Consider the following 4,377-nt stretch of genomic DNA (forward strand, 5'->3'; position numbering starts at 1 on the left):
ATCATGGAAGGGCTGCCGGTCACCATCCGGCTCCTGGATCCGCCGCTTCACGAGTTCCTGCCCCAGACCGAGGATGACGTGCGGGCCGTGGCGGAGGCTGGGGGGCTAGATGCGGACAAGCTTTGGCGCCGGGTACGGGAACTGCACGAGACGAACCCCATGCTGGGTCACCGGGGCTGCCGCCTCGGAATCTCCTATCCCGAGATCTACGAGATGCAGGTCCGGGCCATCTTCGAGGCGGCCTGCGAGATCGCCGGGGCCGGCCGGGCGGCGCCCATCGTCGAGATCATGCATCCCCTGGTCGCCAAGGGCGAGGAGATGCGGTTCCTGAAGACCCTCACCGACCGGGTGGCCAAGGCGGTCCTGACCGAGCGGGGGCTCTCCCTGGAGTACCAGGTCGGCACCATGGTCGAGCTGCCCCGCGCCGCCCTTCGCGCCGCAGACCTCGCCGAGTCCGCCGAGTTCTTTTCCTTCGGCACCAACGACCTGACCCAGACCACCTTCGGGATCAGCCGGGACGACTCCGGCCGGTTCCTGACCGCCTACCTGGAAAAAGGCATCTTCGAGAAGGACCCCTTCGTCAGCCTGGACCAGGAGGGTGTGGGCGATCTCATCCGCATCGCCGCCGAACGCGGACGCGCCGTCCGTCCCGGGGTCAAGCTCGGCATCTGCGGCGAGCACGGCGGGGATCCGGCCTCGATCCAGTTCTGCGAGGCCATTGGCCTTGACTATGTCAGCTGCTCGCCCTTCCGTACCCCGATCGCCCGCCTTGCCGCGGCCCAGGCGGCGCTCGGCGAGAGAGAGAGAGACCGTTAGGTCGCGAAGGGGAGGCAATCGGTTGAAGACCTTTGATCCCGAAGCCGCAACGGCCGCCTACCTCGCCACCCTCAGTCCCGATGCACACGCCCGGGCGACGGCCTATACCCAGGGCGGCCACTGGCTCATTCTCTGGACGGCGGTGGTCGGTGTTGCGGCCTACTGGCTGATCCTTCGCTCGGGCCTGCTGGTGCGGCTCCGGGATCGCCTGGAAGGCCGTGGCGTCGGTCCCGTCCGGACAAGCATCGCCGTCCTGGCCCTCGCCCTGATCGCCGAGACGGTGCTGAACCTGCCCTGGGCGGCCTGGTCGGACTGGGCGCGCGAGAAGGCCTATGGCCTGACCAGCCAGGCTTTCGTCGGATGGCTCGGCGAGTACCTCGTCTACGCCCTCATCTGGGTGGTCACCTCCACACTCCTGGCGGCGGGTGTCTACGCCCTGATCCGCCGGTCCCCACGTCTGTGGTGGGCCTGGTCGGGCGCCCTTGTGTCCCTGGTCTTCGTCCTGAGCTTACTGGTGTGGCCGGTCTTCATCGATCCGCTGTTCAACCGGTATGTGCCGGCGCCTCCCGGACCCGTCCGGGACGCCGTGGTCGCTCTTGCCGAGGCCAATGGCGTGCCTGCGGACCGGATCTTCATCTATGACGGCTCCCGCCAGTCGAACCGCTACACGGCCAACGTCTCAGGCCTGCTGGGCAGCGCGCGGATTGCGATGAGCGACGTGATGTTCCAGAAGGACGCCGACATCGCCGAGGTCCGCGCCGTGGTCGGCCACGAGATGGGGCACTACGTCCTGGGCCATGTGTGGTGGAGAGCCGGCTTCCTGTCCGTAATGGCCGTCCTCGCCCTCCTTCTTGTCGACCGCCTGTTCCCGCTGGCCGCCCGCTGGCTCGGCGCCTCTGGAGTCCGGGGTCTGTCCGATCCCGCCGGCTACCCGGTCCTCGGCGCGATGATCGTTGTGCTGGGGCTGGTGGGCAATCCGGTCGTCGCCAGCTTTTCGCGATGGGCTGAGGTGGAGTCGGACCGTTTCTCCCTGGAACGGGCCCGGGAGCCGGACGGTCTGGCCCGGGCCCTGGTCAAGACCATCGAGTACAGGGCGGCGACTCCCGGCCGGCTCGAGGAGATTCTCTTCTACACGCACCCCTCGGTCGGCTCCCGGGTGCGCATGGCCATGGACTGGAAGGCGGCCCAACAGGCCGAGCCCATGCCAGTGACGCTGGTCCGACCCGGGGACCTGGGCCGCTAGCGCCGGCGGACGAAGACGGTCCCGGCCGAATACCCTGCGCCGAAGGAGCAGATCAGGCCCGTCTCGCCGGGTGCGAAGTCCTCGTGCGCCCTGTGGAAGGCGATGATCGATCCTGCCGACGAGGTGTTGGCGAACTCGTCGAGAATGATGACGTTCTCTTCCGGGGTCGGGTCGCGTCCCAGGACCCGGCGCCCGATCAGGTCGTTCATGTTGATGTTGGCCTGGTGGAGCCAAAGCCGCTTCAGGGCGGTGGGATCGATGCCCAGGTCGGCGGCGTGGGTCACGATCATCTCGGAGACCATGGGCACCACCTCGCGGAAGACCTTTCGGCCCTCCTGGACGAAGAGCTTGTCGGCAGCGCCCTCGCTGCCCGGCGCCGTGCGGTTCAGGAAGCCGAAGTTGTTTCGGATGTTGTTCGAGAAGACGGTCTTCAGCCGTGTGCCGAGGATGTCCCAGCCGCCGACGGCCTGGTCAGTGCGCTCGACGATCACCGCGGTCGCCACGTCGCCGAAGATGAAGTGGCTGTCCCGGTCGCGGAAGTTCAGGTGGCCGGAGGTGATCTCGGGGTTCACCACCAGCACCGCCCGGGCCGAGCCGGTGGCGATGTAGTCTGCGGCGGTCTTGATGCCGAACGTCGCCGACGAACAGGCCACGTTCATGTCGAAGCCGAAGCCGTCGATCCCCAGGGCCTCCTGAATCTCGATGGCCATGGCCGGATAGGCGCGCTGCATGTTGGAGGCGGCGCAGACCACCGCGTCGATATGTGAGGCGTCCTTGCCCCAGCGGGCGATGGCGTCCTTGGCCGCCGCCACGCCGATCTCGGCCATGATCGACAGCTCGTCGTTCGGCCGCTCGGGGATCAGGGGATGCATGATCTCGGGATCGACCACGCCGGACCGGTTCATCACGTATCGGGACTTGATCCCGGAGGCCTTCTCGATGAACTCGACCGAGGAGGGGGCGAGGGCCTCCACCTCGCCGGCGGCGATCTTCGCCGCATGGCGGGTGTTATGGATTTCGACAAAGGCGTTGAAGGCCTCCACCAGTTCGGCGTTGGTGACCCGCTCTGCGGGGGTGTAAAGGCCGGTGGCCGCGATGACCGCTGCGTGCAAGATGTGTCTCCGCTCCGATCCGGGCCCATCGGGACCGGCGCGCACTCAATAGCACGACGGGACGGGGCGGGAAGAGCAGGGAGCAGCCATGACGCCGGAACTCGGTCTGATCGAGGGGTATTACGGCCTGCCTTGGGAGTGGGCTGCCCGCGAGAGGGTCATGCGGCGGCTTTCGACCGCGGGCTATCGCTTCTTCATGTACGCCCCGAAGGCCGACGCCTTCCTGCGTCGCCGCTGGCGGGAAATCCATCCGGACGCCGACCTGCAGGCCCTGTCCACCTTTTCCGGCGCCTGCCGCGATGCCCGGGTCCGGTTCGGCGTTGGACTCAGTCCCTTCGAGATCTGGCGGGACTTCGGCGCTGACGCCAAGGCCGCCCTGACGGACAAGCTGGCCTGCCTCGATGACCTTGGCGTCCAGGACCTGGGCATCCTCTTCGACGACATGCGGGGAGACCTTCCGGGGCTCGCCGAGGCGCAGGCCGATATCGTCCATTGGATCGCCGGACGGACACGCGCCTCGAGGATCGTCATGTGTCCGACCTACTATTCGGACGATCCAGCCCTCGACATGGCGTTCGGGGTGCGGCCTCAGGGATACCTTGAGGCGCTGGGCAAGGCTCTCGACGCGCGCATCAACATTTTCTGGACCGGGGAAGAAGTCTGCAGCCGCGCCTATGGCGTTCGCCACCTGGAGCGGGTCGGCGAACAACTCCGGCGGCGGCCCTTTCTCTGGGACAACTATCCCGTGAATGACGGGCCGCGGATGTCACCCTTCCTCTACCTGCGCGCCTTTACCGGTCGTCCTGCGGGAATCGGACCGCGGCTATCCGCCCACGCGATCAATCCCGCCCTTCAGCCCGAGCTGACCCTGCTGCCAGCTCTGACCCTGCCGGAGAGCTATCGCCTGGGCGAGGACTACAACTACGGCGCAGCCCTCGCGGCGTCGGCGCAGGAACTCCTGGGACCTGAACTCTCGGACCTGGTCCGCCGACACCTGATCCTGCTGAACGATACCGGTCTGGACAGGATGGATACGGCGGTGCGGGACAGGCTCCGCGGTCGCTACGCAGCTATCGACCATACCGCGGCGCGCGAGATCGTCGACTGGCTGGACGGCAAATGGGTCATGACCCTCGACATGATGAACGGCGATCACTGACCGGAGGCGAGAGCCTCCAGCCGGGCCAGATGGGGCGCTTGTTCCGC

The 4,377-nt window shown here is 67.3% G+C and carries 4 protein-coding genes; 3 read left to right on the top strand and 1 reads right to left on the bottom strand.

Going from position 1 to position 4,377, the window contains the following annotated elements:
- On the top strand, positions 1–816 hold an 816-nt coding region (locus IM632_RS03030), incomplete at its 5' end, for a putative PEP-binding protein (RefSeq protein WP_366817275.1).
- 22 nt (positions 817–838) lie between these two features.
- Positions 839–2,059, top strand: a complete 1,221-nt coding sequence (locus tag IM632_RS03035; RefSeq protein WP_296499248.1) for a M48 family metallopeptidase — start codon at positions 839–841, stop codon at positions 2,057–2,059.
- On the opposite strand, the gene IM632_RS03040 is transcribed toward IM632_RS03035, so the two are convergent.
- Positions 2,056–3,171, bottom strand: a complete 1,116-nt coding sequence (locus IM632_RS03040) for a beta-ketoacyl-ACP synthase III (protein ID WP_296482445.1) — start codon at positions 3,169–3,171, stop codon at positions 2,056–2,058. The two genes, IM632_RS03035 and IM632_RS03040, sit on opposite strands and share 4 nt — an antisense overlap.
- Positions 3,172–3,259: 88 nt before the next feature.
- Between IM632_RS03040 and IM632_RS03045 the strand changes: the two genes are divergently transcribed.
- Positions 3,260–4,330 (top strand): beta-N-acetylglucosaminidase domain-containing protein, encoded by a 1,071-nt coding sequence (locus tag IM632_RS03045; RefSeq protein WP_296482447.1) that lies wholly within the window; start codon positions 3,260–3,262, stop codon positions 4,328–4,330.
- The last annotated feature ends 47 nt before the right edge of the window (positions 4,331–4,377 follow it).

Source organism: Phenylobacterium sp., assembly GCF_020402505.1.
GTDB lineage: Bacteria > Pseudomonadota > Alphaproteobacteria > Caulobacterales > Caulobacteraceae > Phenylobacterium.